General features: G+C 69.3%; 26 protein-coding genes and 1 tRNA gene. 8 read left to right on the top strand and 19 right to left on the bottom strand.

The features are described from left to right. Nucleotides 1-38: 38 nt before the first annotated feature. The 8 genes from CS1GBM4_RS00945 to CS1GBM4_RS00910 form a co-directional block, all read right to left on the bottom strand. On the bottom strand, nt 39-770 hold the full coding sequence (locus CS1GBM4_RS00945; protein ID WP_186416800.1) for a class I SAM-dependent methyltransferase: 732 nt from the start codon (nt 768-770) through the stop codon (nt 39-41). A gap of 19 nt (nt 771-789) precedes the next feature. Next, nucleotides 790-865 (bottom strand) — tRNA-Trp (locus tag CS1GBM4_RS00940). 74 nt (nt 866-939) lie between these two features. Beyond that, nucleotides 940-1851: a dihydrodipicolinate synthase family protein gene (locus tag CS1GBM4_RS00935; RefSeq protein ID WP_186416799.1), complete on the bottom strand. Its 912-nt coding sequence runs from the start codon at nt 1849-1851 to the stop codon at nt 940-942. A gap of 173 nt (nt 1852-2024) precedes the next feature. Then, nucleotides 2025-3152, bottom strand: a complete 1128-nt coding sequence (locus tag CS1GBM4_RS00930) for an ABC transporter substrate-binding protein (RefSeq protein WP_186416798.1) — start codon at nt 3150-3152, stop codon at nt 2025-2027. Between the two features lie 301 nt (nt 3153-3453). Beyond that, nucleotides 3454-4131, bottom strand: coding sequence for a GntR family transcriptional regulator (locus CS1GBM4_RS00925; RefSeq protein ID WP_186416797.1), 678 nt, complete (start codon nt 4129-4131; stop codon nt 3454-3456). Next, nucleotides 4124-4960, bottom strand: a complete 837-nt coding sequence (locus tag CS1GBM4_RS00920; protein ID WP_186416796.1) for an isocitrate lyase/PEP mutase family protein — start codon at nt 4958-4960, stop codon at nt 4124-4126. The genes CS1GBM4_RS00925 and CS1GBM4_RS00920 overlap by 8 nt, the downstream gene beginning before the upstream one ends. Before the next feature lie 326 nt (nt 4961-5286). Beyond that, nucleotides 5287-6477, bottom strand: a complete 1191-nt coding sequence (gene tuf / locus CS1GBM4_RS00915; RefSeq protein WP_186416795.1) for an elongation factor Tu — start codon at nt 6475-6477, stop codon at nt 5287-5289. A gap of 241 nt (nt 6478-6718) precedes the next feature. Next, complete coding sequence (locus CS1GBM4_RS00910; RefSeq protein ID WP_186416794.1) at nt 6719-7597, bottom strand: hypothetical protein; 879 nt, start codon at nt 7595-7597, stop codon at nt 6719-6721. Nucleotides 7598-7984: 387 nt separating this feature from the next. On the opposite strand from CS1GBM4_RS00910, the gene CS1GBM4_RS00905 reads away from it, so the two are divergent. Further along, a complete protein-coding gene (locus CS1GBM4_RS00905) occupies nt 7985-8296 on the top strand; it encodes a SelT/SelW/SelH family protein (RefSeq protein ID WP_186416793.1) in 312 nt (103 codons plus the stop codon). Nucleotides 8297-8472: 176 nt separating this feature from the next. Here CS1GBM4_RS00905 and cysE read toward each other — a convergent pair whose 3' ends face one another. Further along, on the bottom strand, nt 8473-9321 hold the full coding sequence (gene cysE / locus CS1GBM4_RS00900) for a serine O-acetyltransferase (RefSeq protein WP_186416792.1): 849 nt from the start codon (nt 9319-9321) through the stop codon (nt 8473-8475). A 174-nt stretch (nt 9322-9495) separates the two neighbouring features. Then, nucleotides 9496-10263: an alpha/beta hydrolase gene (locus tag CS1GBM4_RS00895; protein WP_186416791.1), complete on the bottom strand. Its 768-nt coding sequence runs from the start codon at nt 10261-10263 to the stop codon at nt 9496-9498. Nucleotides 10264-10466: 203 nt separating this feature from the next. On the opposite strand from CS1GBM4_RS00895, the gene CS1GBM4_RS00890 reads away from it, so the two are divergent. From CS1GBM4_RS00890 to CS1GBM4_RS00875, 4 genes are all read left to right on the top strand, one after another. Further along, nucleotides 10467-11441: a heparan-alpha-glucosaminide N-acetyltransferase gene (locus CS1GBM4_RS00890; protein ID WP_186416790.1), complete on the top strand. Its 975-nt coding sequence runs from the start codon at nt 10467-10469 to the stop codon at nt 11439-11441. 114 nt (nt 11442-11555) lie between these two features. Continuing rightward, nucleotides 11556-11813: a zinc-finger domain-containing protein gene (locus CS1GBM4_RS00885; RefSeq protein ID WP_186416789.1), complete on the top strand. Its 258-nt coding sequence runs from the start codon at nt 11556-11558 to the stop codon at nt 11811-11813. 144 nt (nt 11814-11957) lie between these two features. After that, a complete protein-coding gene (locus CS1GBM4_RS00880) occupies nt 11958-13154 on the top strand; it encodes an FAD-dependent monooxygenase (protein ID WP_244606993.1) in 1197 nt (398 codons plus the stop codon). A gap of 276 nt (nt 13155-13430) precedes the next feature. Continuing rightward, nucleotides 13431-13742, top strand: a complete 312-nt coding sequence (locus CS1GBM4_RS00875) for a hypothetical protein (RefSeq protein ID WP_186416788.1) — start codon at nt 13431-13433, stop codon at nt 13740-13742. Between the two features lie 24 nt (nt 13743-13766). On the opposite strand, the gene CS1GBM4_RS00870 is transcribed toward CS1GBM4_RS00875, so the two are convergent. The 4 genes from CS1GBM4_RS00870 to CS1GBM4_RS00855 form a co-directional block, all read right to left on the bottom strand. Then, a complete protein-coding gene (locus CS1GBM4_RS00870; protein WP_186416787.1) occupies nt 13767-14393 on the bottom strand; it encodes a pyridoxamine 5'-phosphate oxidase family protein in 627 nt (208 codons plus the stop codon). 95 nt (nt 14394-14488) lie between these two features. After that, nucleotides 14489-15886 carry a chromate efflux transporter gene (gene chrA / locus CS1GBM4_RS00865; protein ID WP_186416786.1) on the bottom strand — a complete coding sequence of 466 codons (1398 nt, stop codon included), beginning with the start codon at nt 15884-15886 and terminating at the stop codon, nt 14489-14491. Between the two features lie 10 nt (nt 15887-15896). Next, nucleotides 15897-16715, bottom strand: coding sequence for a sulfurtransferase/chromate resistance protein (locus tag CS1GBM4_RS00860; RefSeq protein WP_186416785.1), 819 nt, complete (start codon nt 16713-16715; stop codon nt 15897-15899). 237 nt (nt 16716-16952) lie between these two features. Next, entirely contained in the window at nt 16953-18212 is a 1260-nt protein-coding gene (locus CS1GBM4_RS00855) for a hemolysin family protein (protein ID WP_186416784.1), read from the bottom strand. 108 nt (nt 18213-18320) lie between these two features. Between CS1GBM4_RS00855 and CS1GBM4_RS00850 the strand changes: the two genes are divergently transcribed. Then, nucleotides 18321-18929 (top strand): DUF938 domain-containing protein, encoded by a 609-nt coding sequence (locus CS1GBM4_RS00850; protein ID WP_186416783.1) that lies wholly within the window; start codon nt 18321-18323, stop codon nt 18927-18929. A 173-nt stretch (nt 18930-19102) separates the two neighbouring features. Here CS1GBM4_RS00850 and CS1GBM4_RS00845 read toward each other — a convergent pair whose 3' ends face one another. The 4 genes from CS1GBM4_RS00845 to CS1GBM4_RS00830 all read right to left on the bottom strand — a co-directional run bounded on the left by CS1GBM4_RS00845 (nt 19103) and on the right by CS1GBM4_RS00830 (nt 24571). After that, nucleotides 19103-19777, bottom strand: a complete 675-nt coding sequence (locus CS1GBM4_RS00845; RefSeq protein WP_186416782.1) for an SH3 domain-containing protein — start codon at nt 19775-19777, stop codon at nt 19103-19105. Then, nucleotides 19764-20708 (bottom strand): hypothetical protein, encoded by a 945-nt coding sequence (locus CS1GBM4_RS00840; RefSeq protein WP_186416781.1) that lies wholly within the window; start codon nt 20706-20708, stop codon nt 19764-19766. Before CS1GBM4_RS00840 ends, CS1GBM4_RS00845 begins: the two co-directional genes overlap by 14 nt. Before the next feature lie 237 nt (nt 20709-20945). Next, entirely contained in the window at nt 20946-21527 is a 582-nt protein-coding gene (locus CS1GBM4_RS00835) for a DedA family protein (RefSeq protein ID WP_186416780.1), read from the bottom strand. A gap of 215 nt (nt 21528-21742) precedes the next feature. After that, nucleotides 21743-24571: a valine--tRNA ligase gene (locus CS1GBM4_RS00830; protein ID WP_186416779.1), complete on the bottom strand. Its 2829-nt coding sequence runs from the start codon at nt 24569-24571 to the stop codon at nt 21743-21745. A 205-nt stretch (nt 24572-24776) separates the two neighbouring features. Here CS1GBM4_RS00830 and CS1GBM4_RS00825 point away from each other — a divergent pair, with 205 nt between their 5' ends. Both CS1GBM4_RS00825 and CS1GBM4_RS00820 read left to right on the top strand, forming a co-directional pair. Then, a complete protein-coding gene (locus CS1GBM4_RS00825; protein WP_186416778.1) occupies nt 24777-25262 on the top strand; it encodes a pyridoxamine 5'-phosphate oxidase family protein in 486 nt (161 codons plus the stop codon). Nucleotides 25263-25274: 12 nt separating this feature from the next. Further along, nucleotides 25275-25487, top strand: coding sequence for a hypothetical protein (locus tag CS1GBM4_RS00820; protein ID WP_186416777.1), 213 nt, complete (start codon nt 25275-25277; stop codon nt 25485-25487). Nucleotides 25488-25576: 89 nt separating this feature from the next. Here CS1GBM4_RS00820 and CS1GBM4_RS00815 read toward each other — a convergent pair whose 3' ends face one another. Next, complete coding sequence (locus tag CS1GBM4_RS00815; protein ID WP_244606992.1) at nt 25577-26152, bottom strand: DUF2497 domain-containing protein; 576 nt, start codon at nt 26150-26152, stop codon at nt 25577-25579. Nucleotides 26153-26310: the final 158 nt, after the last annotated feature.

Below are 26310 nucleotides of genomic sequence, written 5' to 3'. Positions count from 1 at the left end.
GCGAATGCCCGCTCGCCAAGGGGTTTCGACTCGCCGCCTCAGGGCCGCTCGGCGGCGATCAGCAGGAAGGCCGGGCGCTCGCGCTCCCTCGCCCAGTCCGGCTCGGCCGCGATCTGCCCGGGCGTCGGCCCCCATTCCTCGACATGCCGCAGGCGAAGGCCGAGTCCGATCAGCAGATTGAGATAGCTCGCCAGCGTCCGGTGCTGCTTGACCACGCCCTCGGCCAGCCAGTCGGTGACGCGCGGCCCCTCGTCGAGATAGGCCCCGACCGGCCAGACCGGCAGGCCGGAGGCATCCTCGGACCAGGTCTGGTGGCGCGGCGCCGTCATGATCGGATGCTCGACCGAAAAGACGAAGCGCCCGCCCGGCTTCAGCGCCCGGGCGACGCGGCCGAACACGGCCGGCAGATCGACGAGATAGTGGAAGGCGAGCGAGGAATAGACCAGGTCGAAGCGCCCGGACGGCGGTTCGTAGCGTTCGAGATCGGCGCGCTCGTAGCGGACTGCCGCCGCATCCGTCTGCGCCGTCGCCCGCGCCAGCATCCGCTCGGAGACGTCGACGCCGACGATGTCGGCTGCGCCCTTGCCCGCGGCGAAGCGGCAGAACCAGCCGAAGCCGCAGCCGAGATCGAGCACCGCCGCGCCGGCGAGAGGTGGCAGCAGCGCGCGCAGCGCCGGCCATTCCGGCGCGCCGTCGAGCCCGCGCTGCGAGCGCGGCAACTGGCTGTAGTTCTGGAAGAAGCCGGCGTCGTCGTAGATGTTCTGGGTCATCGCGGATCGGACGGACGGCTGGCAGGGGCGGCAGGGCTCGAACCTGCGACACCCGGTTTTGGAGACCGGTACTCTACCAACTGAGCTACACCCCTGTAGCGCCGGTTGCTTAGCCCGAACCCCGCCGGCTTTTCAAGTCGAAATCGCAACGGCGTCGCACGAAGTTGACTCAACTCGTCAGCCGATCGCGATAAGGCCCGAGCGTCTCGGCATATTTCGCGACGAGGTCGAGCCCGAAGGTGCTCGGCCGCAGTGCCGGCCCGCGATCGTGGATCGTGAGTCCCGCCCGCGCGCCGAAGATGCGCTTGCCGTAGCAGATCAGGCTCTCGATCGACTGCATGATGAAGACGATCGCCGGCAGCACGGCGCGATAGGCCTCCTCCGCCCCGGCCTCGTCGCCGGCGAGGAAGCGCTCATGGACCCGCAGCGCCCAGTCGATCGTGTCCGGCGCCAGGATGAAGCCGACGCAGCCGGCGCGCAGATTGTCGGCGAGCTCCAGCCCGCCGCGGCCGTTCATCACCGGCAGGCGGCCTTCCGTGACCTCGAGCAGCTGACGGATCTCGGTCGCCGGCCCTTCGCCCTTGATCAGGCAGATGTTCGGATGCTGGCGGACGAGTTCGGCGATGTCGCCGGCGGAGAGGCCGCGCCCCATATAGGCCGGCGCGTTCTGGATCGCGACCGGCAGCGTGGTCGCCTCGGCGATGCGGCCGAAGAAGCGGATGTATTCGGCCGCGCCGAAGGCGCCGACCATCGGCGGCTGCAGGATCACCCAATCGGCCCGGGCGGCTTCGGCCGCCCTGACCTGCTCGACCTGCTCGGCGACCGAGCCGCCGAAGATGGTGAAGGCGAGCGGCGCCTTGCCGGCGACGTCCTCCGCCACCCATTCCATCACGGTGAGGCGCTCGGCGAGGCTGAGCTTCGAAACCTCGGTGGCGAGGCCGAGCGCGGCGATCCCATGCACGCCGAGGCCGAGGCAGATCTGCGTCTGGCGCCGCATCGCCGCGCGGTCGAGCCGCTCCTGCGCATCGAACAGGGCGAACGCGATCGCATGGATGCCGGTGAATGGCGGCGTGAAGCCCATCATGTCCTCCCTGATGCGGCACCGACGCGTCGGCGCCGCCTGCCGTCAGTTCAGCATAGGAATCCGGCCATGGGCAGGCACCCGATCTCTCTGCCGGCCTGCATGAGGCGGGCAACGAAACGGGCGGTGTCGCCACCGCCCGTTCACGCCCTGCCGCAGGGGCGGTCTATCGTTCACTTCGGCAGGCGGCCGATGATCTTCTGCTTGCCGTCGACCACCTCGGCCAGGAAGCTCTCGCGCTGGACGTCGCCCTTCTCGTCGAAGCTCGTCTCCATCAGGATGCCCGGCTCCTGCTCCGGCGTGATCGTCGCGCCGTGCAGGGTCGCGGCGATCTTGGTCGGCTCGAACCTGCCGAGCTTCTCCGTCGCCCATTTCACCGCATGGACGGCCATGTAGCCCTTGATGCCGTTATGATCGGGCACGAATTTGAAGCGGGCCTGGAAGCGCTTGCCGAAGTCCTGAAGGGCGGGGATCGGCGCATCGACGGTCTGGCCGACATGGCCGCGCACGCCCTCGGCCGCCTTGCCGGCGAGCTCGATCACCTTCTGGCTCAGGATCGTGGTCTCGCCGATCACCGGCTTGCCGACATTCTGGTCGCGCATCGCCACCAGCAGCCGGGCGCTCTCCTCCTCGTTGAGATAGACGAAGACCGCGTCGACCTCGGCATTCTTCACCTTGATCGCCTCGCCGGCGAAATCCGCCTGGCCCTGCTCGGTCGAGAGGTCGACCGGCACCGCGATGCCGCGGCTCTTCAGCTCCTTCAGGATCGCCTCGTGCCCGCCCTTGCCGAAATCGTTGTTGACCCAGACCACTGCGACGGACTTCGCCTTGACCTCGTCCTTGAGATAGGCGGCGATCTTCGGCATCGCCGCCGACTGGCTGAGCGAGGTCCGGAAGATGAAGGGGTTGCCCTGGGCGGTGTAGGCCGTGCCGTCGCCGGCGGCGAGCTGGGCGATCCCCGCGCGCTGGGCGATCTGCATCGAGGCCATGATCGAGCCGGTATAGACCGGGCCGAGCACCGCATGGGTCCCCTCGTCGACCGCGCGCTGCACGGCGGCGCGGGCATTGGCCGGGTTCGTCTGCGTGTCATAGGCGACGAAGTCGATCTTGCGCCCGAGGATGCCGCCCTTGGCGTTGATCTCCTCGACCGCGAGCTCGATGCCGCTCTTCCAGTTGGTGCCGGCAGTGGCGCCGGGGCCCGAGAGCTCGGCGATGGTGACGAGCTTGACCTTGTCCTGCGCCGCGGCCGGCGCGGCGGCCAGTGCGAGCGCCAGGGCGGCAGCCTTCAGGGCGATATTCATGCGCCTCCTCCCGAGGTTCGATGGGCCGTTATCGGCTCTCCTTACGCGAGCATAAGCACTGGGACACTGTATGCAAGATGATTTGGCAGGTGCGGGCAATCGCGTGAAGGGACGTTCGATGGCTCGTGCCGGGCGCCGGCCCTCCCCCCGCTTGCGGTGGGGAGGGTTGGGTGGGGGGCAGTGCCGCTCGGCGCTTCGCTGAAAGAAGTCCCGAGCCCTGCTTTCCGGCCCCCCATCCCTAGCCCTTCCCCACCGCAAGCGGGGGGAAGGGAATGAGCCTCAACCGGCAGCATCGCTATCTTCAGCCCGGTGCCGCGCCGCTCCGCAGCACGTCGGCATAGACGTCCCTTGCCCGCATGATGTGCCGGTGCAGGATCGCGTCGAGATCGGCCAGGCGGCCGGCGGCGAAGGCCTCGACCATCTGGCGGTGCTCGGCCATGGACCGCTCCTGCTCGCCCTCCAGCGGCACCGACAGATGCGTGCGCAGCGCCGCGACGCGGCCGGAGACGCCGCGATAGGCATTGCCGAGATAGCGGTTGCCGCAATGCCGGAAGAAGACCTCGTGGAAGCCGGTATCAGCCCGGGCATAGTCGCGGCGGGAGCCGCCGGCCTGCGCCGCCTCCATCGCGGCGAGCGCCTCCCTCATCGCGGCGAGCGCCGGCTCGCGCGCCCTGGCGAGGCATTCGCGCAGCGCCTGCGTCTCCAGCATGAAGCGGAAGACGCAGAGCTCGGCGACATCCTCCTCGGTCGGCGCGAAGACGAAGGTGCCCTTCTTCGGCACGATCGTCACCAGCCCCTGCAGCTGCAGGCGCGCCAGCGCCTCGCGCACCGGCGTGCGGCTGACCCCGAGCGCCTCGCTCAGCGCCTCCTCGGACAGGCTCTCGCCGAAGCGCATCTCGGCGTCGACGATCGCCGCGCGCAGCCGGTCCTCGACGATCGCGACCAGCGATTTCGGCTGCTCGACCCGAAGATCAGGCATAGCGCTCCCGCCCCAGGAAGGCCTCGTAGCTCGGCAGGTCGAGCATCGCCGGTTCCAGCGCCCGCGTCGTGCCCGAGCGCTTCAGCTCGCGCGCGAAGGCCGTCATCATATGGGCATAGGCCAGCGTCGACGAGACCGGGTAGCTCAGCACCCGGAAGCCGAACCGCTCGAACTCTTCGGCGGTCAGCGGCGGCACCCTGCCCTCGACATAGTTGAACATCAGCGGCGCCTCGATCTCGCGCAGCGCCCGCTTCATCTCGTCCTCGGATTGCAGCATCTCGAGCAGCACGAGATCGGCGCCGGCCTGCGCATAGGCCCTGCCGCGCGCGATCGCCTCGTCGAGGCCGAGCGGCAGCCTTGCATCCGAGCGGCCGATGATCAGGAAATCGGGGTCGCGCCGGCTCGCAACGGCGATCCGGATCTTCTCGGCGTGCTCCTCGCGCGTGACCAGCGCCAGGCCCTTCATCGCGCCGCAGCGCTTGGGCGTGACCTGATCCTCGAGATGGATCGCGGCGACGCCGGCGGCCTCGTATTCGGCGACGGTGCGGGCGACGTTGTTGAGATTGCCATAGCCGGTGTCGGCGTCGGCGATCAGCGGCACGGTCACCGCCGCGGCCAGCGCCCGGCCGCGCGCCACCATCTCCGTCATGGTCAGGAGTCCGATATCGGGCGCGCCGATCAGGCTGGCGGAGAGGCCGTTGCCGGTCATGTAGACCGCCTCGAACCCGGCCTGCTCGATCGCCCGCGCGCCGATGGCGTCATGGCAGCCGGGCGCGACGACGAGGCCGGGCCGGCGAAGCCTGTCGGCGAGCGAATGGCGCGGGCTCATCGGGGGTCTCCAGGCCGTATGCAAGATACAGGAGCCTCGCATGGCGGCCACGGAGACGCCAGTCCCTCTTCCGTCGTCATTCCGGCCGGAGCGCAGCGAAGCGCCGGCATCCGTCGTAGGACTCGGCGCTCTGCGATGGATTCCGGAGCTGCGCGGCTTCGCCGTTTGTCCGGAATCACGACCCTGTGGGTCTCGGAAACGAAAAAGGGCGGCGTTGCCGCCGCCCTTTCCGTATTCGTCGCAGAGCCGGAGCTTACTCGATGATCGACGCGACGACGCCGGCGCCGCAAAGTTCGCGGTTTCCGCGAACGTCGTTGCCGCTTCGATCACTCGATGATCGAAGCAACAACCCCTGCTCCAACCGTGCGGCCGCCTTCGCGGATGGCGAAGCGCAGCTTCTCTTCCATCGCGATCGGGGTGATCAGCTCGACCGTCATGGCGATGTTGTCGCCCGGCATCACCATCTCCGTGCCCTCGGGCAGGTGCACCACGCCGGTCACGTCCGTCGTGCGGAAGTAGAACTGCGGACGATAGTTGGTGAAGAACGGCGTGTGGCGCCCGCCCTCCTCCTTCGTCAGGATGTACGCCTCGGCCTTGAACTTCTTGTGCGGCTTCACCGAGCCCGGCTTGCACAGCACCTGGCCGCGCTCCACGTCCTCGCGCTTCGTGCCGCGCAGCAGCGCACCGATGTTGTCGCCAGCCTGGCCCTGGTCCAGCAGCTTGCGGAACATCTCGACGCCCGTCACCGTCGTCTTCTGCGTGTCGCGGATGCCGACGATCTCGATCTCCTCGCCGACCTTCACGATCCCGCGCTCGACGCGCCCCGTCACCACCGTGCCGCGGCCCGAAATCGAGAACACGTCCTCGACCGGCATCAGGAACGGCTGGTCGATCGGACGCTCCGGCTGCGGAATGTAGTCGTCGACCGTCTTCATCAGCGCGATCACCGCGTCATGCCCGATCTCCGGCGTCACGCCGTCCAGCGCGGCCTTCGCCGAGCCCTTCGTGATCGGGATGTCGTCGCCCGGGAAATCGTACTTCGACAGAAGCTCGCGGATCTCCATCTCGACCAGCTCGAGCAGCTCCGCATCGTCGACCAGGTCGACCTTGTTCATGAACACCACCAGCGCCGGAACGCCGACCTGGCGCGCCAGCAGGATGTGCTCGCGCGTCTGCGGCATCGGCCCGTCCGCCGCCGACACGACCAGGATCGCGCCGTCCATCTGCGCCGCGCCCGTGATCATGTTCTTCACATAGTCCGCGTGCCCGGGGCAGTCGACATGCGCATAGTGACGCTTCGGCGTCTCGTACTCCACATGCGCCGTCGAGATCGTGATCCCGCGCGCCTTCTCCTCCGGCGCCTTGTCGATCTGGTCATACGCCGTGAACGACGCGCCGCCAGACTCAGCCAGAACCTTCGTGATCGCAGCCGTCAAAGACGTCTTGCCATGGTCAACGTGACCAATCGTACCGATGTTGCAGTGCGGCTTCGTCCGCGAAAACTTCTCTTTGGCCATGACACCTTGTTCCTGACGACGCCCGCGCGGGGCCGGAAAAACGCGGTCGCATTAGGGGGTTTTGCCGCGAAGCGCAAGCTGGAGGGCGCCGGCGCCGGAGACGGCCGGGCAGCCTCGCCTGCGTCGGCGCGCCCCGCCTCCGGGGCGGCTCCGCCCATCTCCCGGCCGCCGAGGCGCTCCGGCCCCGTGCTCGACCGTGCAGTCGGCGCGCGTGCCGGCGCCCCTTCGATCCAGGAATGCTCTAGCGAAACGGCTGCAGCCCGCCGGGCCCGAGCCGGAACAGCGACCGGGTGACCGGATAATCGTCTTTCGTCGCGGCGAGCTCCCGCAGCGCGGCGACGGCCTTGGGGTCGTCGCCGTCGCCGAAGGCGAGCACGCTGCGCCCCGGCATCGCGATCACCACGGTCTTGGGCAGATCGGGAACATCCTTCCAGGGGTTCGGCAGCAGCAGCAACGAGACATTGTAGTCCGGCGGCTCGAAATTGAAGGTGCGGATCAGGCCGTAATCATGGATTGCGATGGTCTTGGCGCGTCGCTCGAGATTGGCCAGCGCCGCCTTGAACACCGCGGCGTCGTCCATGCCGTAGCGCCGCCCCTCGCCGACCGAGACGAAACGGGTGATCCGCGGCAGGTCGAGCGCCGGCACGACGATGACGTCGCCCGCGAGCGGCAGGTGCAGCAGCTTGCCGTCCGGCACGCCCTGCTTGCGGGCCAGCGCCGAGAACTCCTCGACATAGGAACGATTCTTGAGGACCGGCAGCAGCGCATCGCGGAAGCGGGCGATCTCGGCCGGGCCGGGCCGGTTCGGGTCGCCGCCGTCCGCGAGTCGGTCGAGCTTCTGCAGCAGGCTGTCGAAGGCCTTCTGCCGGTGCCGCGCGTCGGGCTCGGCGTTGAGCTGGGCCGACAGGGACGCCAGCCCGAACCGCATCTCCCGGCCGCCGGCGATCACGACGAGGTCGCCGGCATCCCGGCGCGAGGCGCCGATGCCGGGCCGGCCGCGGCTCGCCGCCTGCAGCATCTCGGCGAGCTCGGCCTCGCTGATCGGCCGCGCCTCGTTCAGCCGCCTGCGGTCCAGCGCCGCCGCGGCGGCCGTGAAGCCGATCAGACAAGCCAGTGCCAAACCCATTGCCCGAAAAAAGCTGCCCATGACGCCCCCTCGCCACACGCATTAAGATATTATTTACGCTACGACACAACCAGTGCGAGCGCAAGCCCCTGCCGCCGTCTCGGCGACCGGCTGGCACGACCGGGCGACTGGGTCCCGGAGCGCTTTCGGCCGGGCTGCACCGTCATTGCGGGCGCAGCGAAGCAATCCGGGAGGAAAGAGCCCTGCTGCCGCCGGATGGCGTCGGCACTGCGCTCCTCGCGATGGCGGTTCGCGCGCTCCAACTCGAGCGAGGAATGCTCTAAACTCTCAGCATCGATCACGTATCTGCATTTGGACGATTCCGCCCAAATGCAGCGTGATCTAGAAGCGGCCTTCCCTCCGACGTCACGGACATGTCCCATGAGCCAACCCAAGCCCGGCCCGCGCATCGCCATCACCTATTGCAGCATGTGCAACTGGCTGCTCCGCTCCGCCTGGATGGCGCAGGAGCTGCTGCAGACCTTCGGCCAGGATCTCGGCGAGGTCGTGCTGATCCCGCGCACCGGCGGCATCTTCCAGATCCACTATGATGGCGAGCTGCTCTGGGACCGCACCGCCGATGGCGGCTTCCCGGATGTGAAGCAGCTCAAGCAGCGCGTGCGCGACCGGCTCGATCCCGAGCGCGATCTCGGCCATCTCGACGACCACAAGAAGAAGCTCGTCGAGAGCTGAGGGGCCGCGCGCCCGACGTCATCGTGAAAGCGCTCCCGAGGCCTTCTCGAAAGTCGCTCCAGCGAGTCGGCTGGCGATGTTTTCGAGAACCGGAGCGCAGCGGACATCGGTCCGTGAGCACCGGAAGCGCAGAAAACGCCGTCAGACGTCCGCTGGAGTAGAGTTTCGGGACGGCCTCAGATCCCGCCGCCGCAGTCGCGCGCCAGGATCTGGTCCATCGAGCGCGAGGGCTCGGCGCAGCCGGCCTCGCCCACCACCTTGGCCGGCACGCCGGCAACCGTGGTGTTGCGCGGCACCGCCGCGAGCACGACCGAGCCGGCCGCGACGCGGGCGCATTGCCCCACTTCGATATTGCCGAGGATCTTGGCGCCGGCGCCGATCAGCACGCCCTTGCGGATCTTGGGATGGCGGTCACCGCCCTGCTTGCCCGTGCCGCCCAGGGTCACGTCCTGCAGCATCGAGACATTGTCCTCGATCACCGTGGTCTCGCCGACGACGAGGCCCGTGGCATGGTCGAGGAAGACGCCCTTGCCGATCGTCGCCGCCGGGTTGATGTCGGTCTGGAACACCTCGGAGGAGCGGCTCTGCAGATAGAGCGCGAAATCGCGCCGGTCCTGCCGCCACAGCCAGTTCGCCAGGCGGTGCGTCTGCAGCGCGTGGAAGCCCTTGAAATAGAGCACCGGCTCGATCAGCCGGTAGCAGGCGGGGTCGCGGTCGAGCACGGCGAGGACGTCGGCGCGGATGCCCTGCCCGATCTCGGGATCGGCCGCGATCGCCTCGTCGAAGGCCTGGGCGATCAATTCGGCCGGCACGGCGCCATGGCCGAGGCGCGCCGCGATCCGGTGACCGACCGCCGCCTCGAAGCTCGGCTGGTTCGAGATCGTCGCCAGGATGAAGCTCGCCAGCGCCGGCTCGCTCGCGATCGCCTGCTCCGCCTCGTTGCGCAGGCGCGACCATACGGGGTCGAGCCGGTCGAGCCCGGTCGCAGGGTCGCGGATGTCGATGATCGGGCGCCCGGGTGGCATGGCGGTCTCCGCTGCGGTTGGCGCTCGGGCAATTCCTGCCACGAAAGCATCGTGCCGGAGCACATGGTCCCGCCTTCTAGCGGAATCAAGCCGCGAAGAACAAGAATCAATCTGCGAGCGCATCCGCCCAAGCCATTGCTGTAGAATAATATTCTCCAGATGGAGAAGGATGTTCTACGGCCGGTGCTCCAGGAACGCGACCACGGCCTGCTTGTGCGTGCGGTCGCCGACGGCGAGATTATGGTCGCGTCCCTCGATCGCGAAGCTCTCCGCGCCGGGGATCAGCGCCGCCAGCTCCGGGCCGGAGCCGGCGACATCGTCCCTGGTCCCGACGCTGACCAGGGTCGGCGCCGCGATGCGGCCGACCTCCTCTGCCGTCAGCGTCTGGCGCGAGCCGCGGATGCAGGCGGCCAGGGCCCTGAGGTCGCTGCCGGTGCTCTCGGCGAAGGCGCGGAACATGCGCTGCATCGGGTCGGTCAGGTCGGCGAGCGAGGGCGCCTCCATCGCGTCGGCGATGCCGAGCGGCAGGCCGACGCCCTCGACCAGATGGATGCCCAGGCCTCCGAGCAGGAGCGAGCGCACGCGCCCGGGATGGGCGAGCGCCAGATGCGCCGAGATGCGCGCGCCCATCGAATAGCCCATGATGTCGGCGCGCTCGATGCCGAGATGGTCCAGCAGCCGGCGCGCATCCTCGGCCATGACGGTGGAGCGATAGGCCTGCGGGTCGTAGAGCTTCTGGCTGCGGCCATGGCCGCGATTGTCGAACAGCACGACGCGCCGCCCGGCATGGGTCAGCGTCTTCGTCCACTGCGTGTTGACCCAGTTCACCGCATGGCTCGAGGCGAAGCCGTGAATCAGCAGGATCGGATCGCCCCCGCCCGCGCCGGTCGGGGCGAGGTCGAGATAGGCGATGGTCACGCCGTCGGAATCGAATGTCTGCATCGGCCCTGCCGCCAGGCTGTTGTGTCGCGGCAGCTCTGCCATGGCGGCGCGGCTTTGGGTAGCCGCAGCCGGCGCAGAGAGGCGGCTCGAATCCATCGAGGCCTCACTCTGGGGAGCCCCGCAGGCGCGTCTCGAAGGATGAGGGCCCAGGAGAAGCCCGCGCCCCCTTTCCGCCGCGCCGCGCGCCGCTTATGACGAACCGCATGAGCGAGCAAGCGCACCCTTCGGCCGGCGGCCGTATCGAACTGGTCGACCTCGGCCGCGGCATCGCGCTGCTCGCGATGTTCGTCTACCATTTCGCCTATGATCTTTCCTATTTCCGGCTGATCCGGGTCGATGTCGTCTCCGATCCCGCCTGGCGCGCCTTCGCCCGGCTGATCGCCGGCTCCTTCCTGGTGATCGTCGGCTTCAGCCTGGTGCTGGCGACGCGCAAGGGCTTCGACCGCGGCGCCTATCTGCGCCGGCTCGCCCTGGTCGCCTGCGCGGCGATCCTGGTCACCTCGGCGACCTGGTTCGCCCTGCCGGACATCTTCATCTTCTTCGGCATCCTGCACCATATCGCGCTGGCGAGCGTGCTGGCCCTGCCCTTCCTGTTCCTGCCGACAGCCGTGATCGCGATCGCCGCGGCGGTCGTCTTCGCTTTGCCCTTCATCCTGGGGCACGACCTGTTCACCCAGGACTGGCTCGCCTTCCTCGGCTTCGGCCCCTGGCCGCTCACCGCCGATTTCGTCCCGCTCTTCCCCTGGTTCGGCTGCGTGCTCGCCGGCATGGTGCTGGCCCGGCTCGTTCTCCCGACAGCGCGGGAGAGCGGCTGGGCACGGTGGCGGGCGGGCTCGGCCCCGGCCAGGCTCATCGTCCTCGGCGGCCGCAACAGCCTGTTCGTCTATCTCGTCCACCAGCCGCTCTTCATCGGCGCGCTGTTCCTGTTCATGCAGGCGACCGGGCAGATGGCCGGCCCTAAGCTGCCCGACGCCGAGGCCGCGCCGTTCCTGGCCGCCTGTCAGCGCTCCTGCACCGGGACCGGCACGCCGAAGGAGATCTGCGAGCGGGTCTGCTCCTGCTCGATGGACGGGCTCAAGCAGGCCGATCTCTGGGTCAAGGCGCTGGCCGATGCCCTGAGCCCCGCCGAGACCGAGCGGGCCCGCGAGATCGGCCTCGCTTGCGCCCGCCGCCCCTGATCTTCCCGTCGTTCCGCGGCGGCGACGCCGCAGAGCGCCAAATCCGCCTCGCGCGCGCTGGCGCGACCCGCGGCGAGGCATTATGGTGCCGCCGAATTCGCAAGGACGAGACTCATGGCAGCCGATCACGGCACCCCGCATTTCCACAACGAGCCCGGCGTCGCCGTCATCCATGTCGGCGCGCGCGAGTTCATGTGCATCGGCGCCAAGCCGCCCTTCGACCATCCGCATGTCTTCCTCGACATGGGCTCGGACGACGAGATCGTCTGCCCCTATTGCTCGACGCTGTTCAAATACGAGCCCTCGCTCGGCCACGGCCACTGCAAGCCGGCCGAGTGCGAATACCACGACGCTGCCGCCAAGGCGGCGTGAGGACATCCCGCGAGCATGTTCCGCAAAAGTCGGAACCACTTTTGCGAGGAGAGCATGCTCAACTTATTGATCCTGCGCGAACTCTTTCGTTGAGCCGATATTGGCTGAACGGAATGCGCGCTGGGCTCGGCGGGGCATGATATCGTGACCACTCTCCCGATCCTGATCGCCGGCGCCGGCATCGGCGGCTTGACCGCCGCGATCGCGCTCGCCCGCCGCGGCATCCCCGTCATCCTCGCCGAGAAGCGCACCCGCTTCGACGAGGCCGGGGCCGGCATCCAGGTCTCGCCCAATGCCGGGCGCGTGCTCGAATCGCTCGATCTCGGCCTCGCCCTGCGCCGCACCGCGATCCGGCCGGAGGCTCTGGAGATCGGCCATTGGCGCGGCGGCGCCCCCCTGCTCGCCATGCCCTTCGCCCCGCCGGTTGAGGGCGCGACGCCCTCGCGCTCGCTGAGGCGGGCCGACCTCCACCAGCTGCTGCTCGATTCGGCCAGGACCCTGCCCAATATCCGCTGGCTGATCGGCCGCGGCCTCGTCGACGCGCACGAGACCGAGGCGGGCATCGCGGCCGTCCTCGCAGGCGAGAGCGGCCAGACCGAGACGGTCGACGCGATGGCCCTGATCGGCGCCGACGGGCTTTGGTCGCGCGCCCGCTCCCTGATCGGCGACGTCCGCGAACCCGGCTTCACCGGCTGGGAGGCCTGGCGCTCGCTGATCCCCGCCGAAGGGTTGCCGGAGGCGCTGCGCCGCCCGGTCGTCGCGCTGCATCTCGGCCGCGCCCGCCATGCCGTGCACTATCCCGTCGCCAGCGGCAGCGAGATCAACCTCGTCCTCGTGCGTGCCGCGGCCGAGGCTCGTCCCGGCTGGTCGCGCGAGGGCGATGCCTCGCAGTTGAACGAGCTCGCGGCCAGCGCCGGCGCCGGCCTGCGCGAGCTGATCGGGCGCGCGCCGAACTGGCGGATCTGGTCGCTCTACGACCGGCCGCCCGCGCTTATGGCGAAAGGCCGCATCGCCCTGCTCGGCGACGCCGCCCACCCGATCCTGCCCTTCCTCGCCCAGGGCGCGGCCCTCGCGATCGAGGACGCCGCGGTGCTGTCGCATGAGCTCGCCACGCGGCTGGCGCGCGAGGGAACGGGCGCGGTGCCGGCGGCGCTGGCGGATTACGCCCGGGCCCGCGGCGAGCGCGCCATGCGCGTCCAGCAGGCCAGCCGCAAGAACGGCGAGGCCTATCATCTCGGCCGGCCCTGGAGCTATGCGCGCGACTTCGCCATGCGCCGCCTCGGACCCGACGGCATGCGCCGGCGCCATGCCTGGATCTATGACTGGCGCGCACCGGGCTGAGCTGTCGCCGTCATTCCGGGGCGCCGCGAAGCGGCGAGCCCGGAAGCCATGAACACGGCATCGTCACCAGGGCGCAGTTCGACGCGTCTCGTCGACAAGCATCAGTGTTCATGGCTTCCCGGCTCGGGCCTTTGGCCGGCCCCGGAAAGACGGATGTCGTTCCACCGCAAACCCGGATCTCGTTGACGAAATCGTCATCGCCCGGGCGTCCCTGATCTCGTCAGCGCCGCATTCGCTTCCTAGATTGTCGGCGGGTGACGCGAAACGAAACGAGCCATGATCCGTATCGACCTCAACAACGCCGCCAGCGCCAGGCTGGTCCGCTTGCCGCGCTGGGCGAGCTGGCTCGTCATGGCCGGGGCCTTCGTCGTCGGGGTGCTGCTCTTCCTGGTCGCGGCGAGCCTGGCGCTGATCCTGGTGCCGGTCGTGATCGCCGGCGGCGCCTTCGCCGCCTGGCAGATGCGCCGCCGCATGCGCGCCGCCGGCATCGACCCGCAGAACCCGTTCGGCCGCGAGCCGCCCGGAGCCGCCCGCGTCGAGATCGTCGACGCGGAGTATCGGGTGATCGAGCCCGGCGAGCGGCGCTGACGGGAACAGTCGGGATCGTCCGCCTCAGCCACGCGCCGCAAGCTCCGCCCGCAGCCTGGCATTCTCCGCTTCGAGTTCCTCGAGCCTCTGCCGTATCGGCGCGAGCGCCGGCGCCAGCTCGGCCTCGCTGAAGCGCGGCGTGATGTGCTGCGGGCAGTTCCAGTCGAAGGCCTCGACCGCGATGGTGACGCCGCGCTCGGGCACGGCGCGATAATCCGGCAGGATCAGCCGCCGTGCCAGCTCCGGCTCGGCCGCGAGATCGTGGAAGCGCGCTCGGCCGAAGATCTTGAGCCGGGCCCGGTGGCCGTAATCCATCAGGAACAGGCAGAGCCGGTCATCGGCCGTGAGATTGCCGAGGCTGAGATATTGCCGGTTGCCGCGCAGATCGGCGAAGCCGAGCGTCGCCTCGTCGAGCACGCGCAGGAAGCCGGCGGGCCCGCCGCGATGCTGCAGATAGGGCCAGCCGGTTTCCGACACGCTCGCCAGATAGAAGGAATCGCGCGCCGCGATGAAGTCGGCCTCGGCCTCGCCGAGCCGGTCGTTATGCGGCTCGCCCTGCTCCTGCCTGGCGTAGGTGCGCCGGCTGCCCTGCGCCTCCTGCGCCGCCCTGACGGCGGGCGTGGTCGCGATCTCGAGGAAACGGTGTGTCATCTCGCTGGCCTCCGCCGTCGAGATGACCATTCCATGATCGGATCACAATCGCCGCTGGAGGCAGTTCAGAATTCCGCCCGGCGCAACAACCACCGTCATGCCGGCAGTCGCGCCAGCACGATCCCGGCAGCGGCGCAGCCCGCCAGCACCGGGATCATCCCGAGCTTGAGGCGCAGCAGCGCGATCATCGCCGCGACGGCGAGCACGGCCGCTCGCCAGTCGAGCGAGGCCAGCACCGGCAGATCGGGCGCCAGCGGGCCGATGACGACCGGCTGCACGACCCGGAACAGGACGTGCAGGCCGAACCAGAGCGCGAGATTGGCGATGACGCCGACCACCGCCGCCGTGATCGCGGTGAGCCCGGCCGAGAGGGCGCGGTTGCCGCGCAGCGCCTCGATATAGGGCGCCCCGAGGAAGATCCAGAGGAAGCAGGGCGCGAAGGTGACCCAGACCGTCAGCAGCCCGCCGAGGCTGCCGGCGACGAGCGGGTCGAGCCCGCCATGCGCCCGCCAGGCGGCGACGAAGCCGACGAATTGCAGCACCAGGATCAGCGGGCCCGGCGTGGTCTCGGCCAGGCCGAGCCCGTCCACCATCTCGCCGGCGAAGAGCCAGCCATAGCCGTCGACCGCCGCCTGCGCGACATAGGCGAGCACGGCATAGGCGCCGCCGAAGGTGACCACCGCCATGGCGCTGAAGAAGGTGCCGATCTGGGCGAAGACGCTGCCGGCCCCGCCGCTCAACCAGAGCAGCGCCACCGGCCCGAGCCAGAGCGGCAGCCAGAGCGCCAGCACCTTGAGTGCCCGCGCCGCGGAGGGCTCCGCATGGCTGAGCTCGCCGCGCTCGAACATCAGGTCGACGACGCCCTTGAACTCCGGCGCGCCGTCCTGTCCGGCGTGTCCGCCGCCGCCGAACAGCGCCGGGGCCCAGCGCTGGCCGAGCCAGCCGATCAGGCCGGCTCCGAGGATGACGAGCGGGAACGGCGCCTTGAACAGGAAGAGCGCGAGGAAGGCGGCCACGGCGATCGCGATCATCGCCCGGTTCTTCAGCGCCCGCCTGCTGATCCTCAGCCCCGCCTCGATCACCACCGCGAGCACCGCCGCCTTGACGCCGAAGAAGGCCGCGTCGACCAGCGGGATCTGGCGGTAGAGCACATAGAGCAGGGAGAGGCCCCACATCACCAGCGCGCCCGGCAGGATGAAGAGCAGGCCGGCGATCAGCCCTCCCGCCGTCCGGTGCATCAGCCAGCCGATATAGGTGGCGAGCTGCTGCGCCTCGGGGCCCGGCAGCAGCATGCAGTAGTTGAGCGCGTGCAGGAAGCGACGCTCGCCGATCCAGCGCCGGTCCTCGACCAGCTCCTTGTGCATCAGGGCGATCTGCCCGGCCGGCCCGCCGAAGGAAAGCAGGCCGACCCTGAGCCAGACCCGCGTCGCCTCGGCGAGGCTCGGCGTGGCGGGGGGGGCCGTCGCCGCCCCCTCGTTCGTCGCGGCCGTCATCGTCCGGTCCTCAGCTCTTCACCGGCACGGACGGCCAGTTGTGGGTTTCTTCGCTCGCATCGCGGCACCAGCGATAGAAGGCGTCATAGAGAAGCATGCCGGCCTCGAGCTGTGCCAGATCGTCGCGATACATCCGTGACAGGCCGAGCGACGCCGCGAGGAAGCCGGCGGCCTGCGGCGCGAGGTCGAGCCGGGCCGTGTCGGCCGCCCGCACGATCGTCGCGAGCTGGTCGAGCGCCGGCGACGACAATCCGAACGCCTCGATCATCGTGTCGAAGCTGCAGCGCTCGCCGCGATGGCTCCAGAACACGCCGTCAATGTCGAACGGCGTCGCCCCGAAGCGATCGGCGACCGCCGGCACCTCCGAGGCCGAGACGAACAGGAAGACCGCCTCGCGGTCGACGAAGCGGCGGATCAGCCAGGGACAGGCGATGCGGTCGACCTTGGGCCGCGCGCGTGTCACCCAGAGGGTGCGCCCTCCGGCATCGCGCTTCGGCAGCTTGCCGGGTTCGACCAGCAGCCCGCCGGCCTCGCGCCAGGCCTCGAAGCCGCCGGCGAGGTTCTCCGCCGCGACGCCCTCATGGCGCAGCCAGGCGGCGACGCCTTCGCTGAGCTTCTGCCCGCGCTGGCAGATGACGACGACCTTGCCGCCGGCATAGGCGCCGGCCCATTCAGCAACGTCGCGATGGCTGCGCCGCTCGCTCGCCGGCAGCAGGCGCGGATCGGCGGCGACATCCTCGTCGATGCGGACATCGATCAGGATCGGCGCGTCCGGCAGGCCGACGAGCCGGGACAATTGCGCAGGCGTGATCTGGATGTTGGAAGACATGAGCGTCCATCCTTGTACCAAGGAGAGTGGACGCGATCCTTGGGCTGACGCCTCACGGGGCGGTCGCGACTGGCCCCTGCGGAGAGTTTAGATCACCGGGATTTCGTGGCGTCAATCGCACTCGCGTCATGCTCGCCCTTGTGGCGAGCATCCACGTCTCGAACACCGCATTGCATCCGGAAAGACGTGGATGGTCGGGACAAGCCCGACCATGACGACAAAGCTGCGTTCGCCGGATCAATCCACCCGGCTGACCAGCAGCTTGTCGATCCGCCTGCCGTCGAGATCGACCACCTCGAAGCGCCAATGGCCCTTCTGAAAGCTCTCGCCGACATTGGGCAGCCGGTTCATCTCGGCCAGCACGAAGCCGGCGACGGTCTGGTAGTCGGCGTCGCGCGGCACATGGATGCCGAGCTCGTGCGAGAACTCGTCGACCTGCATCCAGCCGGCGACAAGGAAGGAGCCGTCGGCCCGCGGCACGATCGCCGGCTCCTCCTCGTCCTCGTCCTGGAAGGCGCCGGTGATCGCCTCGAGCACGTCGCTCGAGGTGATGATCCCCTCGAAATGGCCGTACTCGTCGAAGACCAGCGCCATGTGGACATGCGTCGCGCGGATCGCGCGCAGCACGTCGAGCGCGCCGGTGGTGTCGAGCACGACCGGAGCCTCGCGGACCAGGCCGCGCAGCTCGACCTTGTCGTCGGCCAGGGCCTCGAACAGCTCCTTCATCTCGATGATGCCGATGATCGAATCGGCCTCGCCATCCTGTGCCGGCAGCCGGTTGCGCCTGGTCGCGCGCACCTGGCTGCGGATCTCCTCGAGCGAATCGGCGAGATCGATCACCTCGACCTCGCGGCGCGGCGTCATCAGCGCCCGCGCCGAACGGTCGGCGAGGCGCATCACGCCGGAGATCATCTCGCGCTCGTCGCGCTCCAGCACGCCGGCGGTCTCGGCCTCCGCGATGATGGTGCGGACCTCCTCCTCGGTGACGGTCTCCTCAGGCTCGCCCTTCTGGCCGAGCAGCGCCAGCATCAGCCGGCCCGAGGCGTCGAGCAACCAGACCAGGGGCGAGGCGACCTTGGCGATCAGCGCCATGGTCGGGGCGACGCGCGCGGCGACCCGCTCGGCGTCGCGCAGGGCGATCTGCTTCGGCACCAGTTCGCCGACGATCAGCGAAAGATAGGTGATCAGCACGACGACGGTGCCGACGCCGAGCGCGTCGGCCACAGTGTTCGAGAGGCCCTGCGTGCCGAGCCATTCCGACAGGCGGGCGCCCAGCGTCGCGCCCGAAAAGGCGCCGGAGAGCACGCCGACCAGCGTGATGCCGATCTGGACCGTCGAGAGGAAGCGGCCGGGATTCTCGGCCAGGCGGATCGCCGTCGCGGCCCCCTTGCTGCCCTGATCGCTGAGGACCTTCAGCCGTGCCGGGCGGGACGAGACCACCGCGAGTTCGGACATGGCGAGCACACCGTTGATGACGGTGAGGACGACAACGATCAAGATCTCCGTTAACAAAACCGGCTCGGGAGCTGCAGCGCCGCACTCTGTATCGGCCTGCTTCTGCGCCGCTTATAACGCATCGACGGTCGAACGCGATGGGAGAAGGCGATGCCCCAGGACGATTCCCGCCAATTCGCTCCGGCGACGCAGCGCAATCGCGAGCCGATCCTGGCCGTGCTGAGCGAGGTCCTGCCGGCCAGCGGCCTGGTGCTCGAGGTCGCGAGCGGCTCCGGCGAGCACGCCGTCCATTTCGCCGCCGCCTTCCCCGGCCTCGTCTTCCAGCCGAGCGACCCCGACCCCGCGGCGCTCGCCAGCATCGACGCCTGGGCGGCGGAGAGCGGCCTGCCCAATCTGCGCCCGGCCATCCGCCTCGATGCCACCGCCCGGGATTGGCCGGTCGCCCGGGCCGAGGCGGTTCTCTGCATCAACATGGTCCACATCTCGCCCTGGGCGGCGACGGAGGGGCTGATCCGGCAGGCGGCGCGGCTCCTGCCGGCCGGCGGCCCGCTCTATCTCTACGGCCCCTATCGCCAGGGCGGCGTGCCGCTCGCCCCCAGCAACGCCGTCTTCGACGACAGCCTGCGCCGGCGCAATCCGAAATGGGGCCTGCGCGAGCTCGAGGCCGTGGCCGAGCTCGCCGCCGCCGCCGGCTTGGGCGAGCCGCAGGTCACGGCGATGCCGGCGAACAATCTCAGCGTGGTGTTCCGCAAGCGATAGCGCGCGCCTCCCTTCTCCCCTTGCGGGAGAAGGTGGCTCGGCGAAGCCGAGACGGATGAGGGGGGGCACAGCTCTTGAAAGCTTCGGAAAGCGTCGCGGAACGCTCATGATCAGCGTCGCGCGCCCCCTACCCCGGCCCTCTCCCGCAAGGGGAGAGGGAGGCGATCGCGCTCTCAGCCGCCGTCGCAGCTCGTCTCCTGCGTCGCGCAGATGCGGTCGACCCAGGCGCGGAAGCGGCCGGCCTCCGCCCCCGCCCTGGCGGCCGGCTCGATCGCGAGGCCTGACAGAACCTCGCTGCCCGCCGGGAACGGCCCGTATTCGACCAGCGCCCATCGTCCGCTGCAGCCGAGGAGCCGGCCGTTCCGGACGAAGGCGTCGCCGTCGAAGCCCATGCCGTCCTGGCCGGAGAGGATGGCGGCCGCCCTGGCATCCGGCCTCTGCCGGCCGGCCGTCGCCTGCGACTTCACCGTCAGCTTGCGCCCGCTCACCCAGCCCGAGCCCTTGAACATCGGGCGCGGCGCCGCCTCGGTCAGAAGCTCGTTGTCGCGCGCTTTGGCGATCCTGAACCAGCCATTGGCGCCGGCGCTGACCTCGACCTCGACCATGGCGCGCACCGGCGGATCGTCGCCGCTGAGCTTCACCGGCGGCAGCGTGCCGACCACCCTGTGGCTCGTGCCCGGGCCGGCGCGGACATTGAGCCCCTGCGGATCGGTCTCGCTGACGAAGGCGCCGAAGGAGCAGGCGACCTGCCCGGCCGGCGCCGGCGCGACGCCGTCCGGCTGCGCCCGCGCTCCGGGGGCTGCGAGCAGAAGAGCGGCGATCAGGCCGAGGGCGTCACGACGCTGCATTGACCAGCACATAATAGAAGGCGCTGGGCTTGCCGACCGCCTTGAGGAAGGTCGGATAGCGGTTCTTCGGCACGGTCTGGCAGCCGGCCGACCAGGTGTTTGGCTCGAGGACCGTGTCCGCCCCGCCGCGGTGGATGTACATGCTGGTCCCCGCCCCTTTCGTGTCGATGCGGCTCTTGTCGTCCTGCGTGAAGCGCCCGTCGCCATCGGTGTCGCGCTCGGCGACCTGCGTCGTCTTCACCTGGAAGGCCCGGTCGCCGAGGAAGCCGCCCTTCTTCTCGAAATACTGGTAGGTGCCCTCGATCAGCCGGCCGGCATCCTTGATGCGGTCATTGTTGACGTCGACGCCGTCGGCCTTGCTGAACTTCACGCCCTTGTAGCGCTTGTCGCCGCTGCCCGCACGCTGCGAATACTGCGCGCCCGGCTCGGTGCAGATCGGAAAGGTCGAGAGCTCGCGGAAGCGCCCGGTCCGGCGCATCACCACGACGAGGTCGTCATAGGAACCCTTGCCATGGTTGGCGATGGTGCTGCTCTCCTTGCGCAGCGCCAGGAGGACGAGGCGGCCGAAGGCGAGGTCGAAGCGCGCCTGCGCCGAGCCGAAACGCCAGAAGATCGCCGAATAGGAATCGAATGCCTGCTTCGGCGTCCGGAATTGCGGCCGGTCGGCCGAGGGTCGCCGGAAGCGGGCGTCGAGGATCTCGCCGTAGAAGCCGCGCCAGTCACGCAGGCTGCGCAGCCGCGCTTCGCCGGCCGGGCTGAGATTCACCTCGACGACGCGCCAGAAGAAATCCTGCAGGTCGGGAGGCACCGCCGCGACGATGTCGCGCCACTGCGAGAAGGCGATGACCCGGTCCTGGCGCAGGCAGCGGTCGAACTGCCGGGCGAAATGGGCGAAATCGAGCCTGGCGAGATCGGGACGGCGGACGCTCATTCTCCGCGCTCCGGTCCTTGGCGCAGCCGCATCGAACCCTCCACCGCTGCATCGTCCCCGCACGACCATAAGGCGGCGCCGCCCGAAAGGTCAGCGGCGTGCGACCGGTCTCTCGACGGAATGTGGCGGTCTGACGTGTCTTCGCCCGGGCCCGGCGCGTCCCCCCGGCCTTCATTCGCCGGGCGGCCGCCCGCGCGGCCTTCCGGAACGAGGGCTGCCTGGTGCCTCCGAAGGCTCTCAGAGCACCATGGGCAGCACGAAGAAGCCGCCGATGACGACCACCGCCAGCGCCAGCGCGGTCATCGGCAAATGCTTCTCGATGAAGATGCGGATGTTGTCGCCATAGAAGCGCAGCGCGACCGCGATCATCGCGAAGAAGGTGACGCGCGAGATCACCATGCCGAGCGTGAACTTCCAGATGTCGAAATGCAGGAAGCCGGACATGATCGTGACGATCTTGAACGGGATCGGCGTCAGCCCCTTGGTCAGCAGCACCCAGAACCAGTAGTCCTGCGAGGTGTGGATCAGGTGCGCCGCCTTCTCCTGCAGGCCGTAGATGCCGATCAGCCAGGCGCCGACCGACTCATAGAGCAGCGCGCCGATCGCATAGCCGAGATAGCCGCCGGTGACCGCGCCCAGCGAGCAGACGCCGGCATAGAACCAGGCCCGGTCGGGCCGCGCGATGCACATCGGGATCAGCAGTGGGATCGGCGGCAGCGGGCTCACCGAGCTTTCGATGAAGGTGATGGCGAAGAGCAGCCAGGGCGCAGCCGGGTGGGACGCGTACGAAACGCACCAGTCATAAGCACGCTTGAGCATGAAGTGAAAAACCGATCCTGGGTTCTCGCGCCGGTTGCAGGGCGGCCCTGCGTCCCATGCATTAATCCATCTGGCGCGATCAGGCCAGAGATTCTCTTGGGCTAGAGCCCGTTCCGATCGGCTTGCACCGCAGGCCGACCGGATGCAGCTCCGGAGTCCATCGCGCATCCCGGCGTCGAATGCGCGACGGATTCGTGTCGGGATTGCGGAGCGGCTCAGCGGAGCCGCTCGAGCGCCTCCATGATCTTGAGCTTGCGCGCCTCGGCGGCGGCCTTGCGCTCGCGGTTCTCCTCGACGATCTCCTCCGGCGCCCGCGCCATGAAGTCCGGATTGCCGAGCTTGCGATCGACGGCGGCGATGTCCTGGTCGAGCTTGCCGAGCTCCCTGGTGAGGCGCGCCCGCTCGGCGTCGAGGTCGATGATGCCGGCGAGCGGCAGCGCCGCCACCTCGCCGCGCACGATGATCTGGGCCGACTGGCCCGGCGCCTCCTCGGCGAACTCGATCGCGGAGAGCCGCGCCAGCCGCTCGATCATCGGGGCCCAGACCTCGACCGCCGCCCTCGTCGCCGCGCTCGCCTTGACCAGCACCAGCGGCACCTGCGTTCCGCCCGGGACATTGGTCTCGGAACGGATCGAGCGGATGTCGGAGATCAGGTCGACCACGAAGCCGATCTCGGCCTCCGCCGTCTCGTCGACCAGCGCCGACAGCTCCGGCCAGCGCGTCAGGCAGACCAGGCCCGCCTCGCCGGCCGGCACGGCGCGGGGCGCCCCGGCATTGGCCTTCTGCGCCCAGAGCTCCTCGGTCAGGAACGGCATGAACGGGTGCAGCAGCTGGCAGATCAGGTCGATGACATGGGCGACCGTCGCCTGCGTCTCCGCCCGCGCCGCGGTGCCGGCCGCGTCGAGCTCCTCGGCCTGCAGAACCGGCTTCGACAGTTCGAGATACCAGTCGCAGAACTGGCCCCAGACGAAGCGATAGGCCGCGTCCGCCGCCTCGTTGAACTTGAAGCTTTCGATGCCGGCGGCGACCGCCTCGGCCGTGCGCGCCGCCTCGGACAGAATCCAGCGATTGAGCGGCAGCCTGGCCGTGGCCGGATCGAACCCCTCCGCCCGCAGGCAGCCATTGATCTCGGCGAAGCGCGCCGCGTTCCAGATCTTCGTCGCGAAATTGCGATAGCCCTCGACGCGCGAGGTCGCGAGCTTGATGTCGCGCCCCTGCGCCGCCATCGCCGAGAGCGTGAAGCGCAGCGCATCCGCCCCGTATTTGTCGACCAGCACCAGCGGATCGATGACGTTGCCCTTCGACTTCGACATCTTCGCGCCCTTTTCGTCGCGAACGATGGCGTGGATGTAGACGTCGCGGAACGGCACCTCGCCCATGAAGTTGAGGCCCATCATCATCATCCGGGCGACCCAGAAGAAGATGATATCGAAGGCCGTGACCAGGGTCGCGGTCGGGTAATAGCGCTTGAGCTCCGGCGTCTCCTCCGGCCAGCCCAGGGTCGAGAACGGCCATAGCGCCGAGGAGAACCAGGTGTCGAGCACGTCCTCGTCGCGCTTGAGCTCGACCGGGTCGCCGTAATGGGCCAGCGCCAGGGCCTGCGCGCCGGCCTCGGATTCGGCGACGAAGCACTCGCCGTCCGGCCCGTACCAGGCCGGGATCTGGTGGCCCCACCAGAGCTGGCGCGAGACGCACCAGGGCTCGATGTTCTCGAGCCAGTCATTATAGGTCCTGGTCCAGCTCTCCGGCGTGATCCTGGTCTTGCCGTCCCTGACCGCCGCGAGCGCGCGCTGCGCCAGCGGCTGGACGTCGACATACCATTGGTCGGTCAGCCAAGGCTCGATCACCACGTCCGAGCGGTCGCCATGCGGCACGGTGTGGGTGTTCGGCTCGACCTTGCGCAGGAGCCCGCGCGCCGCCATCAGCCCGACCACGGCCTTGCGCGCGGCGAAGCGGTCGAGGCCATGCAGCGCCAGCGTCTCGCCTTCCGGCGCGGCGCCCTCCAGGAACTCGGCATTCTCCTGAATCAGGATGCGAGCTTCCCCGTCCAGGATGTTGACGACTCGGAGGGAATTGCGCTTGCCGACATCGAAGTCGTTGAAATCGTGCGCCGGCGTGATCTTGACCGCGCCGGTGCCCTTCTCCGGATCGGCATAGTCGTCGCCGAAGATCGGGATGACCCGGCCGACCAGCGGCAGCACCGCGTTCCGGCCGATCAGGCTCTTGAGCCTCTCGTTCTCCGGATGCACCGCGACGCCGGTGTCGCCCAGCATCGTCTCCGGCCGGGTCGTCGCGACGGTGATGTAGGTCGCAGGGTTCTCCGGATCGTAGGCCGCGCCCTCGATCGGGTAGTCGAAGTAGTAGAGATGGCCGTTCGGGTCCTTCGCCAGCGCCTTCTCCAGCCTGGCGGCGTCGAACGCCTCCTCGCCGCCGCGCTGCCATTTGAACGTGCCGGTCTTTTCGACCTGGACCACCTCGAGGTCGGAAATCGCCGTCTGGAATTTCGGATCCCAGTTCACCAGCCGCTTGGCGCGGTAGATCAGCCCCTGCTTGTGCAGCCCGACGAAGACCTTGAGAACGGCGGCCGAGAGCCCCTCGTCCATGGTGAAGCGCTCGCGCGACCAGTCGCAGGAGGCGCCGAGGCGCTTGAGCTGGTTGACGATCGTCCCGCCCGACTCCTCTTTCCACTTCCAGACCTCGGCCAGGAAGGCCTCGCGCCCCATCGACCGCCGGTCGGTCTTGTTCTCGGCGGCGAGCTTGCGCTCGACCACCATCTGCGTCGCGATGCCGGCATGGTCGGTGCCCGGCTGCCAGAGCACGTCCTTGCCGCGCAGGCGCTCGAAGCGGCAGAGCACGTCCTGCAGCGTGTTGTTGAGCGCGTGGCCCATATGCAGCGAACCGGTGACGTTCGGCGGCGGGATCACGATGCAATAGGGCTCGGCCCCGGGTGCCGCTCCGCGCCCGGCCTTGAAGGCGTCCGCCTCCTCCCAGGCCTTGCTGATGCGCGCCTCGACGGCGGCCGGCTCGAATGTCTTGTCCATCATCGCTCTGCTCGAACGTCGAACGGCCGGGGAGCCTGCCCCGGCCGCGAAAAACGAAAGCCAAAAGGTCTGCGGCCTTAAGAGCGCATGCGACGGCCCCGCGTCAACGACTTCGATGCGCCGGCGCGCCCGAGGCCCCTCGCCTGCGCCGCGTGGAACCTCGGCCGCTGCTCCGCAGTTGGGAACAAGACTGCAAGAGGAGCCGACCATGACCCGCAAGAGGGATCGGGACCGCGTCTGGGAGCTGATCGAGGAGATCGGCCTGTGCATGCTCGTCAGCCATGACGATGGCGGCGAGGTCCTGCGCGGCCGCCCGATGAGCGCTCATCCGCGCCGCGACGAGGATGCGATCTACTTCCTGACCGATCTGCGCGCCCACAAGGACGACGAGATCGAGATCAACGAGAACGTCTGCCTGTGCTTCGCCGGCAGCGGCGCGCAGAGCTATGTCTCGGTCTCCGGCACCGCCAACCTGCTCGACGATCGCGCCCGCGTCGCCGAGCTCTGGTCGACGGCGGCGCGCGCCTTCTGGGAGAGCAAGGACGACCCGAACATCCGCATCCTCAAGGTGCGGCCCACCTTGGCCGAGTTCTGGGACAGCCCCGGCAAGATCGTCACCACGGTCAAGATGGCGGCGGCCGCCGTCACCGGGACGCGGCCCGATCTCGGCAGCAACCGCAAAGTCCTGCTCTGAGGAGACCAGACGATGAGGCTTCTCGTCCATCTCGTCGGCGCCTGGGTCGCGTCGGAGGCGGCATCCGGCCGCTATCCCCGCCCCCTGTCGCTGGGATTGCAGCTTCTGGTCGCGCGGCTGGGCCCGCAGACCGCGCTGATGGCGCTCGCCGGCTACGCCATCCAGAGCCTGAATGAAGGCGGCGCCTTCCGCTCTCCGCTGCGGGAGCGAAGGTCGCGCCGGTGAGCCGGCCGTTTCGCGGCCGACGGCTGCGATCTGCGTTAGGATAAGATCAGAAGCCCCGTCCGCGGCAGGCGGGCGGGGCGATGCGCTACTCAGCGCCGTCCGCCGCGGGCGACGCGCTCGATCTCGGCGCGGACCAGGCGCTCGACCATCGACGGCAGATTGTCGTCGAGCCAGGTCTTGAGCATCGGCTTCAGCATGTCCTTGACCAGATCCTCCAGCGTGCGCGCATTGTTGCTGAGCACGGTGTTGGCGAGCGCGCCGAAGGCGCTCTGCACGGCGGCGCCGGTCTGGTCCGAGATCAGCGCGGTCATGTCCACCGGGGCGGGCTGGGGCGGCGCCGGCGGCGGCGGAACGAAAGCCTCGGGCTGAACCGGCTCGGGTGCGGGCTCGACGGGGGCCGCGGCCTGCGGCTCGGCGAAATCGATATCGTCGGCCGGCTCCGCGGCCGGCTCGGGCGCCGGTTCCTCGATGCGCTCGGCCTCGGCGCCGAGATCGAGCACATCGTCCTCGACCGGCTCGGGCTGCGGCTGAGGCGCGAGCGCGGCGGGCTCCGGAGCGGCCTCCTCCGGTGGCGCGGCAGGCTTCTCGTCATCGGCGATGATCCGCCGGATGGAGGCGAGGATTTCCTCCATCGAGGGTTCATTGGCCTTGGGCTGCGCGCTCATGCTGATTCCGGTCACTCGACTCATGGAGCGCCCATGGAATCAGCGCGCCCCGCATGATGAGTATTTCACCGGGAAACCGGCAGGCAAGGCGGCTGGAGGCCGGCCCACAGGAGAAATCCGGAGTGTTGCGCCGGCGCTGCGCCGCGCCGGCGGCCAGG

This window comes from Allobosea sp. CS1GBMeth4, assembly GCF_900185715.1.
GTDB lineage: Bacteria > Pseudomonadota > Alphaproteobacteria > Rhizobiales > Beijerinckiaceae > Allobosea.
This window is presented reverse-complemented; position numbering and strand designations above follow the sequence as displayed.

Bases quoted from the DNA above. Each gene is read 5' to 3' on its own strand.
- CS1GBM4_RS00870 (WP_186416787.1), bottom strand. From the start codon at position 14,393: ATGACACACCGTTTCCTCGAGATCGCGACCACGCCCGCCGTCAGGGCG.
- CS1GBM4_RS00850 (WP_186416783.1), top strand. From the start codon at position 18,321: ATGCCCCAGGACGATTCCCGCCAATTCGCTCCGGCGACGCAGCGCAAT.
- CS1GBM4_RS00835 (WP_186416780.1), bottom strand. From the start codon at position 21,527: ATGCTCAAGCGTGCTTATGACTGGTGCGTTTCGTACGCGTCCCACCCG.
- CS1GBM4_RS00860 (WP_186416785.1), bottom strand. From the start codon at position 16,715: ATGTCTTCCAACATCCAGATCACGCCTGCGCAATTGTCCCGGCTCGTC.
- CS1GBM4_RS00935 (WP_186416799.1), bottom strand. From the start codon at position 1,851: ATGGGCTTCACGCCGCCATTCACCGGCATCCATGCGATCGCGTTCGCC.
- CS1GBM4_RS00945 (WP_186416800.1), bottom strand. From the start codon at position 770: ATGACCCAGAACATCTACGACGACGCCGGCTTCTTCCAGAACTACAGC.
- CS1GBM4_RS00830 (WP_186416779.1), bottom strand. From the start codon at position 24,571: ATGATGGACAAGACATTCGAGCCGGCCGCCGTCGAGGCGCGCATCAGC.
- CS1GBM4_RS00875 (WP_186416788.1), top strand. From the start codon at position 13,431: ATGATCCGTATCGACCTCAACAACGCCGCCAGCGCCAGGCTGGTCCGC.
- tuf (WP_186416795.1), bottom strand. From the start codon at position 6,477: ATGGCCAAAGAGAAGTTTTCGCGGACGAAGCCGCACTGCAACATCGGT.
- CS1GBM4_RS00885 (WP_186416789.1), top strand. From the start codon at position 11,556: ATGGCAGCCGATCACGGCACCCCGCATTTCCACAACGAGCCCGGCGTC.
- CS1GBM4_RS00815 (WP_244606992.1), bottom strand. From the start codon at position 26,152: ATGAGCGCGCAGCCCAAGGCCAATGAACCCTCGATGGAGGAAATCCTC.
- CS1GBM4_RS00890 (WP_186416790.1), top strand. From the start codon at position 10,467: ATGAGCGAGCAAGCGCACCCTTCGGCCGGCGGCCGTATCGAACTGGTC.
- CS1GBM4_RS00825 (WP_186416778.1), top strand. From the start codon at position 24,777: ATGACCCGCAAGAGGGATCGGGACCGCGTCTGGGAGCTGATCGAGGAG.
- CS1GBM4_RS00925 (WP_186416797.1), bottom strand. From the start codon at position 4,131: ATGCCTGATCTTCGGGTCGAGCAGCCGAAATCGCTGGTCGCGATCGTC.
- cysE (WP_186416792.1), bottom strand. From the start codon at position 9,321: ATGCCACCCGGGCGCCCGATCATCGACATCCGCGACCCTGCGACCGGG.
- CS1GBM4_RS00930 (WP_186416798.1), bottom strand. From the start codon at position 3,152: ATGAATATCGCCCTGAAGGCTGCCGCCCTGGCGCTCGCACTGGCCGCC.
- CS1GBM4_RS00920 (WP_186416796.1), bottom strand. From the start codon at position 4,960: ATGAGCCCGCGCCATTCGCTCGCCGACAGGCTTCGCCGGCCCGGCCTC.
- CS1GBM4_RS00820 (WP_186416777.1), top strand. From the start codon at position 25,275: ATGAGGCTTCTCGTCCATCTCGTCGGCGCCTGGGTCGCGTCGGAGGCG.
- CS1GBM4_RS00895 (WP_186416791.1), bottom strand. From the start codon at position 10,263: ATGCAGACATTCGATTCCGACGGCGTGACCATCGCCTATCTCGACCTC.
- CS1GBM4_RS00845 (WP_186416782.1), bottom strand. From the start codon at position 19,777: ATGCAGCGTCGTGACGCCCTCGGCCTGATCGCCGCTCTTCTGCTCGCA.
- CS1GBM4_RS00840 (WP_186416781.1), bottom strand. From the start codon at position 20,708: ATGAGCGTCCGCCGTCCCGATCTCGCCAGGCTCGATTTCGCCCATTTC.
- chrA (WP_186416786.1), bottom strand. From the start codon at position 15,886: ATGACGGCCGCGACGAACGAGGGGGCGGCGACGGCCCCCCCCGCCACG.
- CS1GBM4_RS00905 (WP_186416793.1), top strand. From the start codon at position 7,985: ATGAGCCAACCCAAGCCCGGCCCGCGCATCGCCATCACCTATTGCAGC.